The organism is Janthinobacterium sp. C22 (genome assembly GCF_057919405.1).
Genome location: NZ_CP193659.1, coordinates 1,768,084 through 1,787,120, shown reverse-complemented (window position 1 = coordinate 1,787,120; position 19,037 = coordinate 1,768,084). Strand labels below are relative to the sequence as shown.

Genomic DNA, 19,037 nt, shown 5'->3' with positions numbered 1-19,037 from the left:
AATGGCCCATTCTACGCCAGGCTACAGGCTGCGCAACGCCCCTTCCAGCTGCGGATAGCGGAAGACAAAGCCGTCGGCCAGCAAACGGCGCGGGGCGACCCGCTGGCCTTCCACCAGCAAGTCGGCCTGCTCGCCCAGCAAGGCGCGCATGACGAAGGCCGGCGTGGGCACGACGCTGGGGCGGTGCAGCACGGTGCCCGCCACCCGGGCGAAGCGGCGCTGCGCGATGGCTTCCGGCGCGCAGAAGTTATACGCGCCGCTCACCGCACCCTCTTCGCTGCGGCGCGCCACATGGGCGATGCCGCGGATGACGTCGCGCACGTGCACCCACGTGACCCACTGCCTGCCGCTGCCCAGCGGGCCGCCCGCGCCGAAGCGTATCGGCAGCAGCATCTGCGGCAGCGAACCCTGGTGGCCAAAGACGAGGCCGAAGCGCATGCAGCCCACCTGCACGCCATATTGCTCCGCCTGGCGCGCGGCCGCTTCCCACTCCTGGCACAGCTGCGACATGAAGATGGCTTGCGGCGCGCTCTCCTCCGTCAATTCCGTCGCATCGTCCTGCGGCTGCACGCCGTAGTAGCCGATGGCCGACGCCGACAGCAGTACCCTCGGCTTGTGCTGCGCGCGGGCGATCCACGCCACCAGATCCTGCGTCAGCGCCACGCGGCTGCGGCGCAGGGCCGCCTTGCGCGCCTCCGTCCAGCGCCGCCCGACGATGCGCGCGCCGGCCAGGTTGACCACCATGTCGATGCGCTGCGCATCCGACAATGCGTCCAGCGAGTCGATGCAACGCACCTGGCCATCGAAGGTCCACGCGGCCTGCTTGGGCTGGCGCGTCAGCACCGTCACCGCGTGGCCGTCGGCCAGCAAGGCGCTGACCAACTGCTGGCCGATGAAACCCGTGGCGCCCGTCACCAGCACGGATTGCGGCGCGGCGGCAAAGCGCAGATGCTCCTCCTGCTCTTGCTGCTCCTGCACCTTGCGCCGGCCCAGCTGCCACACGGCATACGCGTCGCGCAGGCCGGACAGGCCCACGCCCACGCCGCACAGGGCGAGGAAGACGCTGAGCCAGCCATACGGCTGCCACACGAGGGCCGTCGGCAAGGTCGCCCACTCGCTGCTGTTCAGCGCCAGCAGGACGATGAAGGCGCCCGCGTTGATCGCCAGCACCGTGTGCGTGACCCGCTCCGTGGCGGGCAAGAGGCGGGTTTGATCTTCCACGACGAAATCCCACAGGGTCAGCACGATTTCCACGCCAAACACGATGACCAGCACCCAGGCCCAGGCGCCGTGCCACTCCCAGGCCGCCAGGCCCACGAACAGCAGGCTGTAGATCAGGGCGCGGGTGGCGTGGATGGTCAGTTCCAGCCGCGCCGAGGCCTTTTGCGGCAGCGCTTCCGTGATTTCATGGTGGTAGATGGTGTCGAAGGCGCCCAGGCAGCCTTGCGCCGCCATCAGTTGCAGGGCCAGCAGATGCGTATTCATGGTGTCTCCTTCATTTCCGGCGCGGCGGATTCGCGGAACACGCCGACCTGGGTAAACGTGGTGCCGAACAGGGCGTGGCGGATCTCGATGCGGATGTTGAACTGCTGCGGCGTGTCGTTGCGGTGGCACAGATAGGTCTTGCCGGGCGTGAGCACGCCGGGCAGCGGCATGCGCCAGCCGAAAAGATCCCAAAAATAGCCGTCGCTGGTGAAATGCAGGTTGCCATCTTCCACGTGCAGGACGAGCTTCATGCCCAGCCCCATGCCCACGTATTCGAGCACTTCGCCCTTCGCGCTTTCGGCCATGTAGGACGTGAAGCGGATCGGTGCGCGCCCATGCAGGCGATAGGTGCGCTGCTTGAAGATGAAGGGGCAGCCGGGGCGCGAATACACTTCGATATCGACAGGGAAGTCGTGGTCGTCATGCGGGATCAGCGCGCCGTCGATGAAGGGCCGCGTCAGCCAGCCCAGCACCTTGCCCAGGCGCGAACTCGTGAGCTCACTGAGTTCGCCCCGGTAGTACAGGGGCTGGCCCGGCGCGGGATTTTTCTCGAAGCGGCGGCGGATGTCCGGGTGCAGGGTCAGCCACCGCTCGCCCATGACCTTCTTGAACAGCTCTCCTTCGGATGGGCCGTTCATGCTTTTCCCGGCTTGCCCGGCTTGTCTTCCGGGCTGAGGAACTTGGCCACCTTGCCGCCCATCGACAGCATGCGCTGCAGGGTCGCCGGCGGCAGATTTTTATAGTCGCTGTAGGTGGAACTGAGCATTTCCAGGAAAGCCAGCACTTCGCCCATGCGCGCCAGCGTTTCTGGCGGTATCGCCGCATCCTGTTCGCCCTCGATCGCGCACTCGCGCAGCACCGTCAGGGTGGGGTCGATCTCGCGCCGCTTGCGCTCCTCCATGATGACGCGGAAGATTTCCCATACATCCTGCAGGGCAACGAAATGGTCGCGCCGGTCCCCCATCACGTGCGTGATGCGCGCCAGGCCCCAGCTTTGCAATTCCTTCAGGCTGTTGCTGACGTTCGAGCGGGCCACGTTCAGGCTGGCCGCGATGTCTTCCGCCGTCAGCGGTGCATTCGCCAGGAACAGCAGCGCGTGGATCTGCGCCACCGTGCGGTTGACGCCCCAGCGGGTGCCCATTTCACCCCAGTGCAAAATATACTTTTGCGTGGTCGGACTCAATTCCATGGTTTTCTCTTATTTCTGTCGTTACAGAAATGTAAGACGAAACAGAAAACCAGTCAAGCGCGATTCGTCAGGACTGGGCGGGCGGCTGGCCCATGGCGCGCAGGAAGGCTTGCTGCGAGGCGTGCAGCTGGCCGTAACCGAGTTCGCGGTAGACGAGGCCGTGGCGCGGCGCCAGTTCGGCCAGGATGCGCGCTAGCGCCGGATAATGGCGGTGGTTCCAGGTGGGGAACAAATGGTGCGTCAGGTGCAGATTCAATCCGCCGAGCCAGTAGCCTAGCCAGCGCAGCGCGCGCGGTTTCGGCGTCCAGTCGCAGGCCGTGTAAAACGTGTGCTGGTACCAGTCGTGCGGCAAGGTGCCGTCCTGCCCCGGCTGGAAGAATTCCACTTCAGCCCAGTGCGTGCCGAGGATCAGCGCCACCAGCGCGCACGAGGCGAGCATCTGGCCCAGGAAATACGCACCCAGCACCACGCCCCAGCCGATGCCGTGCTGCTGCAGCACCCACATGGGCAGGGCCAGCACCAGCGCCACGTGGCCCAGCTTCCAGCCCAGGAAGGAGATCCAGCCGCGCCAGCCCTGCAGGCGGCTATGCGCGGCCACGGGCGTCTTGCCGAAGCGGTCCAGCCAGTCGCCATACCAGTTCAGATACGGCAGCGACAGGGCCGCCACCACGGGCCAGTACAGGTATTGATAGCGGTACTGGGGCGACCAGCGTTGGAACGGCGTCTGGCGCAGGAAGGGGTTCGGTTCCGTGTCGAGGTCATAGCCTTCCACGTTCGCATACGTGTGATGGAAATGCACGTGGCGGATGGTCCAGAAATCCGTGTCCACGCCCACGGGCAAGCCCACCAGGCGGATCAGGATGCGATTCAGGCGTCCCTGGCGGAAGACGGCGCTGTGGGCCGCGTCGTGCAGGGTATTCATGGCCAGCGCCATGGCCGCCACCAGGCAGGCGACATAGCTGGCGACAAACGGCCAGGTGCTGCCGGCGCTCAAGGCCAGCGCATACAGCCCCGCCGCCAGCGCGGCCAGGAAGACGGTTTTCGCGTGCAGGCGCCAGTCGCCGAAGCGGTGCTTTCCTTGGGCCGCCAGGTAGGCGTCGGCGCGCGCGCGCAGTTCGCGGCGGAAGGCGGAATCGCGGGCGGGCTGGAAGCGCAGCGGGGGAAGCTGGCTCACGCGCGCGTCCCCGCCGCGGCCGGCCACCACAGGCGGCGCGCGCCGTCGAGGCCATGCGCCAGCAGCGCGGCAAGGAACACCATGCCCCACACGTCGCGCGCGCCATACCAGCCGAGGAACAGCACGGGCATGGCCACGGCGATGGCCACCCAGGCAATGGCGCCCCAGCGGCGCGCATCCGACAGGCCGCCCAGCGCCAGGGTGCCGCCAAAGATCAGCGCGAACAGGATGGCTTGCTGCGCGCCGGCCAGCACCGCTTCGTGATTGACGTAATAGATCACCAGGCCAAACAAAATCACGCCGCCGATACCGATGAACAGCTCGGGCACCTCGAAAGTGCCGCGCGACTGCCAGTGGGGAGAGCGCGCGCGCAGCCACTTGAACAGTTTGCCGTTGCTGGCCAGCAGGGGATTGTGCGTGGGTGTCATGCCCTTCACGCCATAGCGCATTTCCACGCCCTCGAGTTCGGGCTGGAAGCTGCCGAACAGCCTGTCCCACAGCAGCAGGGTGCCGCCGAAATTGCGGTTGATGTAGCGTTTATCGGTGCCATGGTGCACGCGGTGGTGCGAGGGCGTGACCATGAAGCTATCGAGGATGCCGGACTTGTTCACCAGCGCATTGTGGTTGTAGAACTGCACCGTGTAATGCAGGGATGAGACGACGAGGAAGATTTCCAGCGGCACGCCCAGCACGGCCAGGATGGCGATGAACGGGAAATTCGTCAGCGACGAATACCAGGAATTGCGCACGCCCAGCGACAGGTTGAAATGCTCGCCCTGGTGGTGCACCACGTGCACGGCCCACAGCAGGGGGATCTTATGGTGCAGCCGGTGCATCCAGTAAAAGCACAGGTCCCAGGCAAAAAACGCGAACACCCACTGCGCCGCCACGGGCCACTGGTCGACGATGTGCAGGTTCACATGGCGCAGCAGCAGGGCGAAGGCCGCCACTTCCACGCCGCGGAACACCCACATCAGGATGTGGCCGGAATTGAGGTTGAAGATCACGTCCTTCCACGGCACCGGGGTCTTGCGCACCCATTTGAGGATCAGCAGTTCAGCCAGCACGAAGGCCAGCATGACAAGGAAAGAGAGGGCAAAGGGGTTCATCATGATGCGGTTTCAGTGGAAATGGCGCGGCGAGCCATCCAGAATACCTGCATTTTCGCCAGCATGCCGCCCGCCACGCCGACAGCCAGGCCGGCGGCCAGGTCGATGCTCACGTGCCGGCGCAGCGCGATGATGGCGTAGCAGATCGCCACGCCCAGCACCAGGGCCAGCGCGGAGCGCAGCAGGCGGCGCCTGTCGCACAAGGCCCACACGCACAGCAGGGTCAGGGCGCCATGCAGCGAGGGCAGGCAGTTTTGCGCGGAGTCCGCCGCCTGCAGCAGGCGCAGCGCCTGCGTGCTCCAGGCGGCACCGTCGCCCACGGGCGGATATGCGAGCGTGGTCGGATACAGCAGGAAGACCACGCCGCAGGCCAGCGCGGAAAGCGCCATGGCGCGCGCCAGCCAGCGCACGCGGGCCGCATCGGCCGCCAGGTAGGCGTAGGGGATCAGGATGAAGAACGACAGGTACAGCCAGATGGCGGCATCCGTGTAGGGAATGGCGCGGTCGAGCGCCGTTTCCGGCAGCAGCACGCCCTGCCCTTGCAGCACGTCGCTGGAAAAATACACGAGGCCGACGCTGCCCCAGCCGGCCAGCAAATGCAGCAGGCGGCAGCGTACACTCATGGGAGAAGGATTCATGCAGTCGCAAGGCGCCGGATGCGGCGCCGTTTCATGGTGGGGTCAAAGGGAGGCAATTCGCCGCTCGTCGTCCAGGCCAGGCTGTCGACGGCCACGCCCAGGCCGCGCAGCACCGTTGCCAGGTGATCGCGCAGGGCGGCCAGGCCAGCGTCGTCGAGGGCCGCGTGCAGCTGCAAGGCGCTGTCGCCCGACTGCAGCAGGCGGTAATCGGCGTCCGCCGGCAAGGCTTGCGCGAAGGCCCGCGTCAAGACGTCGGCAAACACGGCGACGGGGGCGCCGCCGTTCGCCGACAACATGGATGCTAGGGATGGCAAGGATGGCAAAAGCAGCATGTCGTCGCAGCGCCCTTCAATGCCGTCGATGGCGCGCGTGGCGCGGCCGCACGGGCATGGCGTGGCGCGCGCGACCAGGATGTCGTCGAGGCGGTAGCGCACGATGGGCTGCGTGATGCGCGTGAAGTCCGTAATCACGGGCACGAAACGGCGCTGCTCCGCATCGAGCCATTGCGGTTCGATGTGCACATATTCCTCGTTCAGGTGCAGCACGCCGTGTTCGCAGCTGCTGGCGAGGAAACCCTCGGTGGCCTGGTAGATTTCATGCACGGCGCCGAACGCCTGCACGATCAGCGCGCGGTCCTGCGCTTCCAGCACTTCGGCCACGGAGATGACTTTTTCGGCGCCAGCGCCAGGCTGCCATCGATGACGCGCAAGGCCAGCTGGCGCAGCACCTGGGCCGGCGCGACGATCACGGAAGGTTGATAGCGCGCCAGCTGCGCGCACAGGCTGTCGAACGGTGCGAACAGGTCGTAGAAGGCAAACGTGAGCCACGGCGAGCGCACGGCCGTGTACAGATTGCTGTTCGCGCGCAGGAACAGCGCCACCTTTTCGCCGGAAAACAGGCCGTCAGGCAGCGCCTTGGCCAGCATCACGCCCGCCCATTGGGCCTTTTCGCGGGGGCTGACGGTAAATACGGCGCGCCGCGACGACGTGCCAGAGGATAATCCCACCGTGATGTCGCCGACGGCCGGCGTGAAGTCGCGGCTATGCTCGGCCGCCATGGCCGCATCCATCGCCTGCGCCAACGTGATTCCCTCGGTATTCATGGCATCGAAATGCTCGAGCATCAGCGCCTTGTTCATCGTCGGCCACTGCGCCAGCGGCAGCTTGCGGAACGGCGCAAAATACGTGCTGCGGGCGCACAGCACATCGATGAAACGGGCCAGCTGCTTGTGCTGGTAGGCGTCCAGCTGCGCGCGGTCGGCAAAACGCAGGCGGCGCGTGCGCCAGTACGACAGCAACAGCCAGACAATACGCTTCACGGGCGGCCCGCCACTGGCAAATAATCGTTGGTATCTTCATGCGTGATGCGGATCTGCGCCTGGCCCGACTGGTGCAGCTGGTGCAGGCGGTTCAACGTCTCATAATACGGCGCGCGCTTGTGCTGGATGAGGAACGACAGTTCGGACGGTCCGCGCAGCTGCTGGAAGCTTTCCGGCACCCAGGCCGCGTCCGACGCCAGCAAGGTCCAGCCGCCGTCCTGCAGCACGAAGGCGCCGATATGCCCGATGGCGTGGCCGGGCAAGTCGACGATGTAGATCTCGCCCGTGCCGCTGACGTCGCGCCCGTGCGTGAACGGCAGCAAGGCGGCCGGCAAGGCCGTCTCGGGCACGCTTTCGACAAATGCCAGGCGGTCAGCGATATCGTTTGGCAGCAGCTCGGGCACGAAGGCCTGGCGCACGGCGGCCACGCCGGACAAACCCCGCACGGCGTCCCAGCCCGTTTTCGAGGCCATCAGCCGCGCGCCGGGAAAGTCGCGCAGGCCGGCGATATGATCGGCGTGGAAGTGCGACAGCAGCAAGGTGTGGATATCGCCGGGCGATACGCCATGCGCGCGCAGCTGGCCGTGCAGCGACTCGTTCTCGTCGAACGCAATCGGCGTCACCCACGCGTACATGCGGTACACGCCTTTCGACGTGGCGGCGCGGAAGTGTTCGGCGTATCCGGTGTCCCACAGGTACAGGCCCGCGCGCGTCGCTATCAGGTAGGCGCGCGAAGGGAAGCAGCGGCTGGCCAGCCCGCTGCCTTTCAAGACCATGCACGAAGGATGGGTGCAGTGGCCGACGCGAAATGCGGTGATGCTAGCCATTGCGCTCCTTGCCCACCTTGTGCGCCGCCGCTTCCTGGCGCATCCATTGCGCCGTGCGGGCGATGCCGTCCTGCAGGCTGACGACGGGGCGGTAGCCGAGCACCTTGCGCGCCTTGGCATTATCGAGCGTCATGTCGAAACTGAGCGCGCCGATGCTGTAGGGCGTCAATGAGGGCTCCCGGCGCGTGAAGCGCGAGGCGAACTGCATCAGGCGCGCCGCCAGCGCCAGCACGCGGTACGGCACGCTGACGATCTCGAACGGCTGCTGCAGGTGGTCGCAAAACAAGGTGCGCAAAATGTCGCACAGGCGCGCCGGCTCGCCATTCGTGATGTTGAAGGCGGCGCCCGAAGCGATGGTCTTGTGCACGGTGGCCAGCCACATCGCGTGCACGACATTGTCGACATAGGTGACGTCGATGGTGGCCGCGCCGCCATTGGGCAGCGGCAGCTTGCCGCCGCGCTCCCGCAGCACGCGCGCCAGGCGCGGAATCAAGACCTGGTCGTGCGGGCCGAAGATGGCGCGCGGGCGCAGGATCACGCATGTCATGCCGCGGTGGCGGTCGACGCACTCCTGCACCAGTTTTTCCGCCATCGCCTTGGAGCGCGCGTACGCGTTGACGAAGACATCGGGGCGGAAGGTTTCCGGCACCTCGTAGCGGTTGTGGTAATCGAAATAGATGGCCGGGGTGGAGATGTGCACGAAGCGCGCCACGTGCAGGCTGGCGGCCGCGCGCAGCAGCTGGGCCGTGGCCGTGACGTTGGCGGCGATGAAGTCGCGTTCCGCGCCCCACGGCGACGACAGCGCGGCGCAGTGCCAGACGGCGTCCATGCCGCGCACCAGCTCGTCGACCTGGCGCGGGGTGGCTTGCGCCAGGTCGAGCGCCACGAATTGCGCGCCCATGCGTTCCAGCTCGCGGCCCACGGCGGCGTTGCGGCCCGTGGCGCGCACTTCCACGCCCTGCGCCAGCAGGGTGCGCACGGCATTGCGCCCCAAGCCGCCCGTCGCTCCCGTGACCAGAATCCGCCTCATCGCACCACCTTCACAGGTCAAGAATCATGCCGCCGATGGTCAGGCCCGCGGCCGTGCCCATCATCAGCAAACGCTGGCCTGCCACGGCCCGCCCCGTCATCACCGCCTCGTGCAGGGCGGTGGGCAGGGACGCGGCCACCTGGTTGCCATGCGTTTCAAAGATCTTGATGATTTTAGCATCGGGGACGTCGAGGATGCGCGCCGCATGCGCGAGGCCCAGCGGACTGGCCTGGTGCGGCACGACCACGTCGATTTTATCCAGTCCCGCGCCCGATTCCTGCATGAGTTCCGTCAGGAAATCCGGCATCACCTTGACGGCCAGGCGGAACACGGCCTTGCCATCCATGCGGAACAGGTAGTCGCCCGGTTCGCAGCCGTTGCGGGGTTGCGCTCGGTGCCGCCGCCGCGGATTTCGCAGTAGCGCCGCCCTTCCGGATACGTGCCCATCTTGTAGGCGCGGATGCCGGCGCTGCCGTCGCCCCGCTCGACGATGACGGCGGCGGCGCCGTCGCCAAAGATCATCGACGCTTCCGGCTCGCTCCAGTCGACCCCGCGCGAGGCGAGGTCGGACGAGACGATGGCGATGCGGCGGTAGGCGCCGCCGGCCAGCATGGACGCGGCCACGCGGAAAGCGGCCATGAAACTGAGGCAGCTGGCGTTGACGTCGAAACTTTGCGTGCCTGGCGGCAAACCGGCATGTTCGGCCACGAAGCAGGCCGTATTCGGCAAGGCTTGCTCGGGCACGCCGCAGGCGCAGATCAGCAAGTCGATGTCGGCCGGACGCAGGCTGGCATTCTTCAGCGCGTCGAGCAGGGCGGCGGCGCCCAGCTGGCTTTGCGATTCATCGGGCGCGGCGACAAAGCGCGACAGCACGCCGCTCTTGCGCAGGGTATAGCCGTCCGGATGCCCCAATTTCAGGTCCAGGCTGGCGGAAGTCACACTATGCGACGGCAAGGCCTTGCCCGTCGCGATCAGGCGAACTGGAATCATGTTGGCCTTAACAAAGTAAAGTAAATATGGTCTATGTATGGTCTATGCGCTAATCGCGCGCCAGCGGCGGCAAATCGACCCCGCAGTTCTTGCAGAAATTGGCATCGTCATCGAGCCCTTCTTTCAGACACGTGGGACAGGTACGCGTGGTGACCAGCTTGGAGCTGCGCTGCACCGTCATCTCGGCGCTGATAATGCCGGTAGGCACTGCCAGGATGCCCCAGCCCAGCAGCATCATCAGCGAGGCGATGGTGCGCCCGATGTCCGTCTTCGGCGTGATATCGCCGAAACCGACCGTGGTCATGGTGCTGATGGCCCAGTAAATCGACGTGGGGATACTGCTGTAACCGTTTTCCGGCCCCTCCACGACATACATCACAGTACCCAGCAGAAAGACCACCATCATGACAAAAGACAAGAAAATGAGGATCTTGCGCCGGCTGGCCAGCAAGGCCCGCCCCAGCACCGTGTACTCATGCACATACGAGGTGAGCTTGAGGATACGGAACATGCGCAGCAGGCGCAAAATGCGCACGTCGATCAGCACGTGCGCACCCGGCAGCAGCAAGCCGATATAGGTCGGCACGATGGCCAGCAAGTCGATGATGCCGAAAAAACTCTTGGCGTAGCGCACCGGATGCTGCAGGCACGACAGGCGGGCGAAATACTCGATGGTAAATAAAATAGTGAAAAACCATTCGAGCGCCGTCAGCCAGGTGCCATAGCGCTCGGCCACGGAGGCGACACTGCTGAGCACGACCACCGTCACGCTGATCAGGATGGCGGCGATCAGCAGCAGGTCGAAGGCGCGGCCCGTGCGCGTTTCCGCCTCGAAAATGACGGTGTACACCTGTTCGCGCCAGCCCCGCTCGGGCTTGCCATATTTCTGTTGCGTTTCCTGCGCGGCAATTTGCTGCGGCGTCAGCGGGGCCGCCCCGCTCTTCGTCGCGGCTTTCATGTGGTTAGTGTGCTCATATACTATTATTGTATAGATAATTGACAAAGCACGGCGACACGCACGTTTGCACTAAGGTTTGCCCTACGACAATTTTTTCGCCAGCAGCACGGCATTGCGCCGGTCGCGCTCCGCTTGCACGATGTCCGTCGTGCGCGCTTCCGACAGGCCCACCGTGTGCAGCACGGTAGCCGTCAGCTGCAGCGCCGACTCCAGCGCCTCGGGCACGACCAGGGTGGCGCCCGCCTGGATCAGGGCCACCGCATGCGCCTCGTCGCGGGCGCGCGCATACACGGGCAGCAGCGGATATTCGCGGCGGATCGATTTGACGGCGTGCAGCACGGACGCCGCATGGTCCATCGTCAGCACGACGGCGGCGGCGCGGTCGGCATTGACCTTTTGCAACAGTTCCGCGCGCGACGCATCGCCGAAATACACGGGAAAGCCGCGCGGATGCAGGGTCGTCACCAGGCGCGCATCGTTTTCAATCGCCACATACGCGATATCCTGCTCCGTCAGTACCTTGGCCAGCAACTGCCCCACCCGGCCGAAACCGGCGATGATGACGGTGCTGCCCTGCGGCGGCAGCGCGCCGTGCGCCAGGTCGGCCAGCTGATGGTGGTGGCGCCGCTCCCACCAGTTGCCGAAGGCGCGCGCCGCCTTGGCCAGCGCCGGCGTGGCGAACAGGCTCAGGCCCACCACCAGCATGACGAACTGCGCCACCTGCGGGCCGATCAGCTTGGTACCGAGCGCATATGCGACGACGATGAAGGCGAATTCGCCGCCCTGTCCCAGCAGCACGCCCGTTTCCACGGCGCGCCCCCAGTGAAAGCCGCCGATGCGGAAAATCACGCTGATGACCAGGGTTTTCACCGCAAACAGGCTCAGCACGGCCAAGGGAATCAGGATGGGCGACTTGAGGATTTCGCGCACGTCGATCTGCATGCCCACCGACATGAAGAACAGGCCCATCAGCAAACCCTTGAAGGGCTCGATCGTCACTTCCACTTCGTGGCGAAATTCCGTTTCCGCCAGCAGCAGGCCGGCCAGCAAGGCGCCCAGCGCCATCGACAGGCCCGCCAGATACGTCAGGCCCGCGATGCCCAGGGTGCTGAGCAGGGTCAATGCCATGAACACGTCGGGCTGGCGTTTCTTGACGAAAAACTGGAACAGGGGACGGATCACGCGGCGTCCCAGCAGATAGATCAGCAGGATGGCGCCGGCCGATTTCACGGCCGCAAAGCTGAGCAGGTACGCCAGGTCGTCGCTGCGCCCGCTGGCGAACACGTCGATCAGGATGAACAGCGGCACCACCATCAGATCCTGGAACATCAGAATGGAAAAGCCCGCCTGGCCGGCCGGGGTCTGCAGGGAGCGCTGGTCCGTCAGCAGCTGCATCACCACGGCCGTGGACGACAGCGACAGCACCAGGCCCAGCACGATGGACGCTTCCAGCGACAGGCCGAAGTAATACGCGACGCCGCCGATCAGGCAGGCGCTGACGGCCACCTGCCCCACGCCCGCGCCGAACACCCAGCGCCGCAGCGCCCACAGCCGTTCCGTCGACAGTTCCAGGCCGATCATGAACATCAGAAACATCACGCCCAGCTCGGCCAGGCCGCTGACCTGCTCGGCGCGCACGAACGAAAAATACGTCAGCCACGTGAAGTCGCCTGCCCACAGGCCAAAGCCGAACGGGCCGAACAGGGCGCCCACGGCCAGGAAGCCGAGCACCTGGTTGACCTTCAGGCGTTGCAATAGCGGAATAAAAATCCCGGCCAAGGCGAGAAACAGCAGGGTTTCCCGCAGATACGGTAAGGCGTGTTGCTCTTCCAAGATAATCCTAACTTAATGGCATGCATGCCGAATTTACAATTGTCGCATGCTGGGCGACAGGGAAGTAAGTGCACACACGATATTTTTTCCACAGAGCAACATATCCGCTACTTGCCATCCTCTTTCGGCAACGCCAGCATGTCGGCACGGGGGCGGTCCCAGCCCGGCACGTAGGCGGGACATGGCCGGCCGCGGAATTGCCGCAGTTCCACGGTCGTGAAATTGGGCAACATGCCGGGGTTGAAGCGCACGTCCGTCAGCTTGTCCGCATTCAATCTGGGCATGCGGGCAAAGCGGAACCAGGCGTCCACATAGCAATTTTCTTCCTGCAGCGCACGCATGGCGCCCAGGCTGCCGGCCGCCTGGGCGGAGACGGCGATGCCGGGCGCCAGTTGCTGGCCCCGCTTGCCCGTTTCCGCCAGGCCGGCCGGGCAGGCGGCGGGCGCCAGCGATGCGGGCAGCAGGCTCAGGGTGCCGCGCCGCAAGGTATACACGTCCGTCTTGCTGTCGAGCGAGACATAGATCCAGCACAGGGGGTTGCTGGGAAACGCCGTCATCGCCACGTCCCACACGCGCGTGCCGGGATCGAGCCGCTGCACGGCCGCCTCGATGCGCGTGCGGCCGATGGCCGACGCCACGCCCTGCGTGCCGATAAACGTGGCGGCCAGCGCAAAGGCCAGCAGCAGCGGTCCCCGCCCCCGCTCGCCGGCCCGCCCTTGCAGCACGGCCAGCACCGCGCCCAGCCCCAGCAGCACGGCCAGCGCGGCGGGCGCCAGGTAGGTTTTATAGGTAAAGAAGCACAGGGCCGCCGCCAATCCGGCCAGCAGCACGCTTTTGACGATACCGTAGCGCAATGACATGATCACGGGCACGCCCAGCAGCACCCAGAACATGGGTTCGACAATGAAGACCATGTCGCCATACAGCCAGCGGCTGTTGAACGGGTAAAACGGGTGCAAGCCATAGGAATTGAGGAAATCCATGCCCATGTGCAAGCAAAATCCCAGCAGCAGACAAGCCGCCAGACCGATGCGGGCGGGCACGCTCTCCTTGAGCAAGCGCCGCGCGCCGGGCCACAACAGCCACAGCAGGGCCAGCAACAGCAGCGCCTGCGGCAAGGCCAGCAGCAAGGTATGCGTGTGGCCACGGTGGTGCAGCATGTAGCCGAACGGACGCGGCAGCAGTCTGGTCAGCACCAGGTCCAGGTCGGGCGCGTTGCTGGCAAACCAGGCCGTAAACAGAAACAGCGCGCGCCGGGTGCGCTGTGCGGGGGCTTGCGGCTCGGGCGGCAGACTGCGGTGTACCAGTTCGCCGACCCCGAGGCCGAGGACCGAATGCGTAATATTATCCATGGGGCAATTTTACAGGATACGGCCACCCCAAGAGCAAAGGCTGGGGTCGTCCCCTCAGGGTACGACCCCGGATTCTGCCATTGGGTTTGTTCAATCAAGCGGCTACAGCGCCTGTAAATCTTCCCCACGCATGCCCACCAGCAAGGCGCGGCCATCGGGCAGCACGCGGAACTCGCCGTAACGGGCCTTTTCCCAGCGCGCCGCCTCGCCTTCCTTGAAGAACCAGGCATCGCTGACCAGCACCCAGTTGCCATCCTTCGGCGTCAGCTCGAGCAGGAATTCGCCGGGCGCCAGCGCCTCTTTGGTGTACGGGCGCAGCAGTTCGGCCACGCCGCGCGCATCGCGCCGGGCCACCACGAAGGACGGCCCGGCGCCCGCTCCACGCTGGCCAACGTGGAGAGGACGCCCAGGTTGACGAAATTGAGGCGCATGTAATCGCCCTGCATCAGCGAGCGGGGATCGACGGGTTCCAGCGCCACGAAGATGGCCTCGCCCTTGGCAATCAATTGCTCCTTCTGCCAGATGCCGATATTGGCGACCAGCAGCACCAGCAGCAAGCCGCCCAGCGCACCCAGGCGCAAGAAGCGGCGCTCGACCGCCACGTCCGCCGGTTTGCTTTCCACCAGGTGCAGCACGGCGCCGCGCGTGGCCAGCCACGACAGGGCGCACAGCACGGCGCCGGCCACGGCCAGCAGCGCCGCCTTGCTGGCCAGCGGCCAGGCCAGCTGGTAATAAAAACTGCCGATGATCCACGCCGCCGCCAGCGCGGCGGCCACGGCCACGCGTGTACGCCCGCTCGTCACGCAGTAGGCGAGGATCAGCAGCACGGGCCCCAGCGCCGGCATGAACCACGCCAGCACGATCAGCACCAGCGCCACGCCGATGGCGGGCAACTGGCGCAGCGCCGGCCAGCGCCAGCCCGTCCAGGCGGCGGCGGCCGTGGCCAGCACGAGCGAGACGCCGTTCAACGCTTGCGCATACCAGGCGCCGGCATGGTGCCGGCTCACTTCGCGCGCCACTTCGCCCGTGAAGCCGCCGCCCAAGGCACCGCCCAGCATGAAGGTCATGCCGGACCAGAAGACCAGCCCCAGCAAGATGGCCAGGACCCACCCCGTCGACAGCGATTCCAGGAAGGCGGCGACGGGGCGCCGCGGCCATCGTTGAAGGCCTGCTTCTGCAGCCAGTGGGCCGCCAGCCACAGGGCCAGGGCCAGCATCCAGGCCAGATACAGTTGCGTCGGGTCGTTATCGAAGATCCAGTCGCGCGTGCTGTCGACGATGCCCAGCCCCAGCAGGCCGCAGGCGACCAGACCCAGCAGCACGCGCAGCCAGTCGCGCGGCAAGGCGGCGGCCACCACCAGGGTTGCCAGGCACAGCAGCAGCGACGCCGTCTGCGTGGAATAGTCGCGGTACAGGGCATAGCCGAGCAAGCCGCCGCCCACCAGCAGGCAGGGCACGGCCAGCTGCTCGACAAACAGCGCCACGCCGCGCGTGCGGATCAGCAGCACGGACACCACCAGCACGATGGCGGCCACGACATACGCGCCGGGGCCGTGGCGCACCACGCTTTCCAGGCCCACGCCCAGCGTGATCATCAGGGGGATGGCGGCAAGCCAGGCGCCGAAGGCCGTCATCAGCACCAGCGGCCACGGCCGTACATCCTGCACGGGGCGGCTGGCGTTGGGCGGCAACAGGCCGGCGCGCGTGGCATCGTCGATCAGGGTGGCGAGCGCATCGTCGCGCTGAATGTTCATCTTGCTCATGCCGCCTCCTGGCGCGTGCGCCACAGAATGCCTTGCACGGTCAGCGCCAGCAGCACGGCGGCCAGCAAGCCCAGCATGGCCAGCGCGCCGACGCCATCGCCATGGCCGTTGAACAGCACGTGCGTCAGCCCTCCCACCAGCAAGGTATTGATACCGAGCGCGACGGCGCTCAGGCCGAACACGTCAAAGTAGCGGCGCGTGGCCAGCAGGACAGCGGCGACGGCCAGCAAGCCGAGACCGGCCCAGTACGGCGATTCGATCTCATTGCCGAACAGGGCACTGACGGCCGTGCCCGTGATGAGGATGGTGGCCAGTACCAGGCCCAGGCGCAAGGCCCAGTTGCCCGCGCCCGTCCAGCGCGCCAGCAGGGGCGAGACGAACGCACAGGCCAGCAGCACGGCCAGCCAGCCGCTGACGAAAATGGAGAGATCGGCCGAATCGATGCGCCAGCTGTGGCGCGCATGCGCCTGCATCCACAGGGCGGCGGCCGTGGCCAGCACCAGCATCCACGGCGTCCACAGCACGTCGCTGCGCGCCACCAGGCACAGGGGCAAGGCCAGCACGGCCCACAGGGCGAACAATTGCCACGGATCGGCGCCCGTCTGGTAGGTCTGGCCGAAATACGCGAACAGGCCGCCGATGGCCAGCAAGGCCATCAGCAGCAGCGGTACGCGCGCCTTGGGCACGGCGAAGGCGCCCACGCAGGCGGCGGCCAGCACGCCTTGCAGCAGGGCAAAGCGGCCCATGCGGCCCAGGTCTTCCCAGTTGGCGGCGACCCAGCAGATCAAGCCCATGCCCAGCAGCGCGGCGCCCAGCACGGCCACGCCGCGCGGCAGCCAGTAGGCCAGGCGCGCCGGTTCGCGCTGGAAGCCGGCCGCTTCCTGCAACTGCCGGGTTTGTTGGGCATCGAGCGCATGGGCCGAGGCGAGCTGGTACACGGCGAGGCGTAAATCCATCGTCTGCTTTCTGTGGGAATGGTGGGAAAATCGGGGGAGTCAGGTCAGCGCCCGACGCTCACGCCGCGCCAGAAGGCGACGTGGCCGGCAATTTGCTTGGCGGCGTCCTTGGGCTGGGGATAGTACCAGGCGGCGTTGGCATTCGTCTGGCCATCGACGACGAGGTCGTAATAGCTGGCCGTGCCCTTCCACGGGCAGATACTCGTGTGGCTGCTGGGACGCAGGTATTCCTGCGTCACCGCCGACAAAGGAAAATATACATTGTTTTCAACGACTTGCACCTGATCGTCGGCGGCTTGCGCGATGACGGCGCCATTCCAGCTGGCTGTTAGCATTTGACTATCCTCCTTCTGCGCCGAGTGTAGCGCAAAAAGTCTGCCATGGCGCGCGCCATTGGCGCCCCGTTCAGGCGCCGGTGATGATCTGGCGCAAGGCTTGCTCAAACACGTCGGGAGGCTGGCCGCCGGAAATCAGGTGGCGCTCGTTGATGATGACGGCGGGCACCGAATTGATGCCGTTCTGCTGGTAGAAGCGCTCCTGCGCGCGCACCTCGTCCGCATAGGCATCGGACGCCAGCACCTCGGCCGCTTTCGCGGTATCGAGGCCCACCTTGCCCGCCACGTTCAGCAACACCTCGTGCGAGGACGGATCCTGGCCTTGCGTGAAGTAGGCATCGAACAGCGCCATCTTGAGTTGCTTCTGGCGCCCTTCCAGCCCGGCCCAGTGCAGCAGCCGGTGCGCGTCGAAAGTGTTGTAGATGCGCCCGCGCTTGTCCATCGCAAAGGTAAAGCCCAGCTGTTCGCCGCGCGCGCGGATCGCTTCGCGCGATTGCGCCATCTGTTCGGGAGTGGAGCCGTATTTGCGGGCGATGTGTTCGCCGATATCCTCGCCTTCGGGCGGCATATTGGCGTTCAGCTCGAAGGGCTGGAAGTGGATCTCGGCCTGGACGGTGTCTTGCAACTTGTCCAGCGCCTGCTCCAGCGACTTCAGGCCGATCACGCACCAGGGGCAGGAAACGTCGGAAACGAAATCGATACGGAGGGGAGCGGGTGTGGCGGAGGTGGTGGAAACGGTCATGGTGAGCAGCCTTTGCGCGGGTCGGTGGCGGCCGCACCGCGCGGCGCCGCAAGCACTGTATATGCGTGCGGGCCGCGGGAAATCAAGCGCTTACTTTTTCTTGACGGGCGCCTTGGCCCCATCCTTCTTGCCGCCGATCTTGCTTTCTTTGCCAGAGAGCAAGTTCGCGATGTTCTGGCTGTGGCGATACGCCAGCAGCACGCTCATGACGATCACGGCCAGCAAGATGGGATCGACGCCGAACAGCAAGCCATAGTAAAACGGCGCGAACAGGGCCGCCACCAGGGCTGCCAGCGAGGAATAGCGGAAGGCGTAGGCGATGATCAGCCAGGTGGCCAGGGTCGCCAGGCCCAGCCAGGGATTAATGCCCAGCAACACGCCGAGGGCCGTGGCCACGCCCTTGCCGCCGACGAAGCGGAAGAACACGGGCCACAAGTGGCCGAGGAAGACGGCGATGGCGACCAGGGCCACGGCCGTGTCGCCCACGCCCAGCGCGCTGGCAAAATGGTCGGCCAGGAACACGGCCAGCCAGCCCTTGGCGCCATCGCCCAGCAGGGTCATGATGGCCGCGCCCTTGTTGCCGCTGCGCAGCACGTTGGTGGCGCCCGGGTTTTTCGAGCCATAGGTGCGCGGATCGGCAATGCCGTAGACCTTGCTCATCACCACGGCAAACGATATCGAGCCGAGCAAGTAAGCGGCCACTGTCATTGCCACGGTTGTGATTACTGGATTCATTTCTTCCCTTTATTGTGTTTATTACACCAGCATCGAGGCTGGCGCAGCAGAATATACACCAGCGTCCAGTCCAGGGACAGGGCGGCGTCTGGTTTTCTTAATCTTGCAGCGCGCACTGCACCGGCTTAGCCTTGAGCAAGTCGAGCAAGACCTGCGGCGCCAGCGAGACGAGGAAACCGCGCCGTCCGCCATTGATGTAGATGCGCGGCAATTCCAGGATCGATTGCTCCACATAGACGGGCATGGCCTTCTTCGTGCCGAACGGCGAGGTGCCGCCGATCATGTAGCCGGAATGGCGCTGCGCCACCTCGGGCTTGCATGGCTCGACGGACTTGCAGCCGATGCCGCGCGCCAAATTCTTGGTCGACACCTTGCAATCGCCATGCATGAGCACGATCATCGGCTTGGCCGCCTCGTCCTGCATCACCAGGGTCTTGATCACCGCATGTTCCGGTACCCCCAGTTCGCGCGCCGAGACGCTGGTGCCGCCGTGCTCCTCGTACGGATACGGGTGTTCTTCGAAGGAAACGTGATGCTTGCGCAGCAGCTGCGTCGCCTGGGTTTCGGAAATATGCTCTTTTTTAGCCATGCGTGATACGCTGAT

General features: G+C 65.7%; 23 protein-coding genes. All 23 read right to left on the bottom strand.

Annotated elements, in window-relative coordinates:
- Nucleotides 1-21 precede the first annotated feature (21 nt).
- Nucleotides 22-1,485 (bottom strand): TIGR01777 family oxidoreductase, encoded by a 1,464-nt coding sequence (locus tag ACRHIG_RS08225; protein ID WP_489629883.1) that lies wholly within the window; start codon nt 1,483-1,485, stop codon nt 22-24.
- The gene (locus ACRHIG_RS08220; RefSeq protein ID WP_489629882.1) at nt 1,482-2,123 is read right to left on the bottom strand and encodes a DUF4166 domain-containing protein; all 642 of its coding nucleotides are present in this window, start codon (nt 2,121-2,123) and stop codon (nt 1,482-1,484) included. The genes ACRHIG_RS08225 and ACRHIG_RS08220 overlap by 4 nt, the downstream gene beginning before the upstream one ends.
- A complete protein-coding gene (locus ACRHIG_RS08215) occupies nt 2,120-2,674 on the bottom strand; it encodes a GbsR/MarR family transcriptional regulator (RefSeq protein ID WP_230539927.1) in 555 nt (184 codons plus the stop codon). Before ACRHIG_RS08215 ends, ACRHIG_RS08220 begins: the two co-directional genes overlap by 4 nt.
- A gap of 67 nt (nt 2,675-2,741) precedes the next feature.
- Entirely contained in the window at nt 2,742-3,848 is a 1,107-nt protein-coding gene (locus tag ACRHIG_RS08210; RefSeq protein ID WP_489629881.1) for a fatty acid desaturase family protein, read from the bottom strand.
- Nucleotides 3,845-4,960: a sterol desaturase family protein gene (locus ACRHIG_RS08205; RefSeq protein ID WP_489629880.1), complete on the bottom strand. Its 1,116-nt coding sequence runs from the start codon at nt 4,958-4,960 to the stop codon at nt 3,845-3,847. The genes ACRHIG_RS08210 and ACRHIG_RS08205 overlap by 4 nt, the downstream gene beginning before the upstream one ends.
- Nucleotides 4,957-5,580 carry a phosphatase PAP2 family protein gene (locus ACRHIG_RS08200; protein ID WP_489629879.1) on the bottom strand — a complete coding sequence of 208 codons (624 nt, stop codon included), beginning with the start codon at nt 5,578-5,580 and terminating at the stop codon, nt 4,957-4,959. The genes ACRHIG_RS08205 and ACRHIG_RS08200 overlap by 4 nt, the downstream gene beginning before the upstream one ends.
- 11 nt (nt 5,581-5,591) lie before the next feature.
- A complete protein-coding gene (locus tag ACRHIG_RS08195; protein ID WP_489629878.1) occupies nt 5,592-6,254 on the bottom strand; it encodes a hypothetical protein in 663 nt (220 codons plus the stop codon).
- A complete protein-coding gene (locus ACRHIG_RS08190; RefSeq protein ID WP_489629877.1) occupies nt 6,218-6,913 on the bottom strand; it encodes a F390 synthetase-related protein in 696 nt (231 codons plus the stop codon). The genes ACRHIG_RS08195 and ACRHIG_RS08190 overlap by 37 nt, the downstream gene beginning before the upstream one ends.
- Nucleotides 6,910-7,740 carry an MBL fold metallo-hydrolase gene (locus tag ACRHIG_RS08185; RefSeq protein ID WP_475417341.1) on the bottom strand — a complete coding sequence of 277 codons (831 nt, stop codon included), beginning with the start codon at nt 7,738-7,740 and terminating at the stop codon, nt 6,910-6,912. Before ACRHIG_RS08185 ends, ACRHIG_RS08190 begins: the two co-directional genes overlap by 4 nt.
- On the bottom strand, nt 7,733-8,770 hold the full coding sequence (locus ACRHIG_RS08180) for an NAD-dependent epimerase/dehydratase family protein (RefSeq protein ID WP_489629876.1): 1,038 nt from the start codon (nt 8,768-8,770) through the stop codon (nt 7,733-7,735). The genes ACRHIG_RS08185 and ACRHIG_RS08180 overlap by 8 nt, the downstream gene beginning before the upstream one ends.
- 10 nt (nt 8,771-8,780) lie before the next feature.
- The gene (locus tag ACRHIG_RS08175; RefSeq protein WP_489629875.1) at nt 8,781-9,116 is read right to left on the bottom strand and encodes a 3-oxoacyl-[acyl-carrier-protein] synthase III C-terminal domain-containing protein; all 336 of its coding nucleotides are present in this window, start codon (nt 9,114-9,116) and stop codon (nt 8,781-8,783) included.
- On the bottom strand, nt 9,077-9,760 hold the full coding sequence (locus ACRHIG_RS08170) for a hypothetical protein (RefSeq protein WP_489629874.1): 684 nt from the start codon (nt 9,758-9,760) through the stop codon (nt 9,077-9,079). Before ACRHIG_RS08170 ends, ACRHIG_RS08175 begins: the two co-directional genes overlap by 40 nt.
- A gap of 49 nt (nt 9,761-9,809) precedes the next feature.
- Nucleotides 9,810-10,718: an ion transporter gene (locus tag ACRHIG_RS08165; RefSeq protein WP_475417339.1), complete on the bottom strand. Its 909-nt coding sequence runs from the start codon at nt 10,716-10,718 to the stop codon at nt 9,810-9,812.
- Between the two features lie 81 nt (nt 10,719-10,799).
- Entirely contained in the window at nt 10,800-12,551 is a 1,752-nt protein-coding gene (locus tag ACRHIG_RS08160; protein ID WP_489629873.1) for a cation:proton antiporter domain-containing protein, read from the bottom strand.
- Between the two features lie 107 nt (nt 12,552-12,658).
- Complete coding sequence (locus ACRHIG_RS08155) at nt 12,659-13,903, bottom strand: metal-dependent hydrolase (protein WP_489629872.1); 1,245 nt, start codon at nt 13,901-13,903, stop codon at nt 12,659-12,661.
- A 102-nt stretch (nt 13,904-14,005) separates the two neighbouring features.
- Nucleotides 14,006-14,233 (bottom strand): GDYXXLXY domain-containing protein, encoded by a 228-nt coding sequence (locus ACRHIG_RS08150; protein ID WP_489629871.1) that lies wholly within the window; start codon nt 14,231-14,233, stop codon nt 14,006-14,008.
- The gene (locus ACRHIG_RS08145) at nt 14,167-14,997 is read right to left on the bottom strand and encodes a GDYXXLXY domain-containing protein (RefSeq protein ID WP_489629870.1); all 831 of its coding nucleotides are present in this window, start codon (nt 14,995-14,997) and stop codon (nt 14,167-14,169) included. The genes ACRHIG_RS08150 and ACRHIG_RS08145 overlap by 67 nt, the downstream gene beginning before the upstream one ends.
- Nucleotides 14,967-15,665, bottom strand: a complete 699-nt coding sequence (locus ACRHIG_RS08140; protein WP_489629869.1) for a DUF4401 domain-containing protein — start codon at nt 15,663-15,665, stop codon at nt 14,967-14,969. Before ACRHIG_RS08140 ends, ACRHIG_RS08145 begins: the two co-directional genes overlap by 31 nt.
- Nucleotides 15,662-16,621 (bottom strand): DUF2157 domain-containing protein, encoded by a 960-nt coding sequence (locus ACRHIG_RS08135; protein WP_489629868.1) that lies wholly within the window; start codon nt 16,619-16,621, stop codon nt 15,662-15,664. The genes ACRHIG_RS08140 and ACRHIG_RS08135 overlap by 4 nt, the downstream gene beginning before the upstream one ends.
- A gap of 44 nt (nt 16,622-16,665) precedes the next feature.
- Nucleotides 16,666-16,956 (bottom strand): DUF427 domain-containing protein, encoded by a 291-nt coding sequence (locus ACRHIG_RS08130; RefSeq protein ID WP_489629867.1) that lies wholly within the window; start codon nt 16,954-16,956, stop codon nt 16,666-16,668.
- 70 nt (nt 16,957-17,026) lie between these two features.
- A complete protein-coding gene (locus ACRHIG_RS08125; protein ID WP_475417333.1) occupies nt 17,027-17,698 on the bottom strand; it encodes a DsbA family oxidoreductase in 672 nt (223 codons plus the stop codon).
- Between the two features lie 90 nt (nt 17,699-17,788).
- Nucleotides 17,789-18,433, bottom strand: a complete 645-nt coding sequence (gene plsY / locus ACRHIG_RS08120) for a glycerol-3-phosphate 1-O-acyltransferase PlsY (protein WP_289945846.1) — start codon at nt 18,431-18,433, stop codon at nt 17,789-17,791.
- 97 nt (nt 18,434-18,530) lie between these two features.
- On the bottom strand, nt 18,531-19,022 hold the full coding sequence (gene ybaK / locus ACRHIG_RS08115; protein WP_489629866.1) for a Cys-tRNA(Pro) deacylase: 492 nt from the start codon (nt 19,020-19,022) through the stop codon (nt 18,531-18,533).
- Nucleotides 19,023-19,037 lie beyond the last annotated feature (15 nt).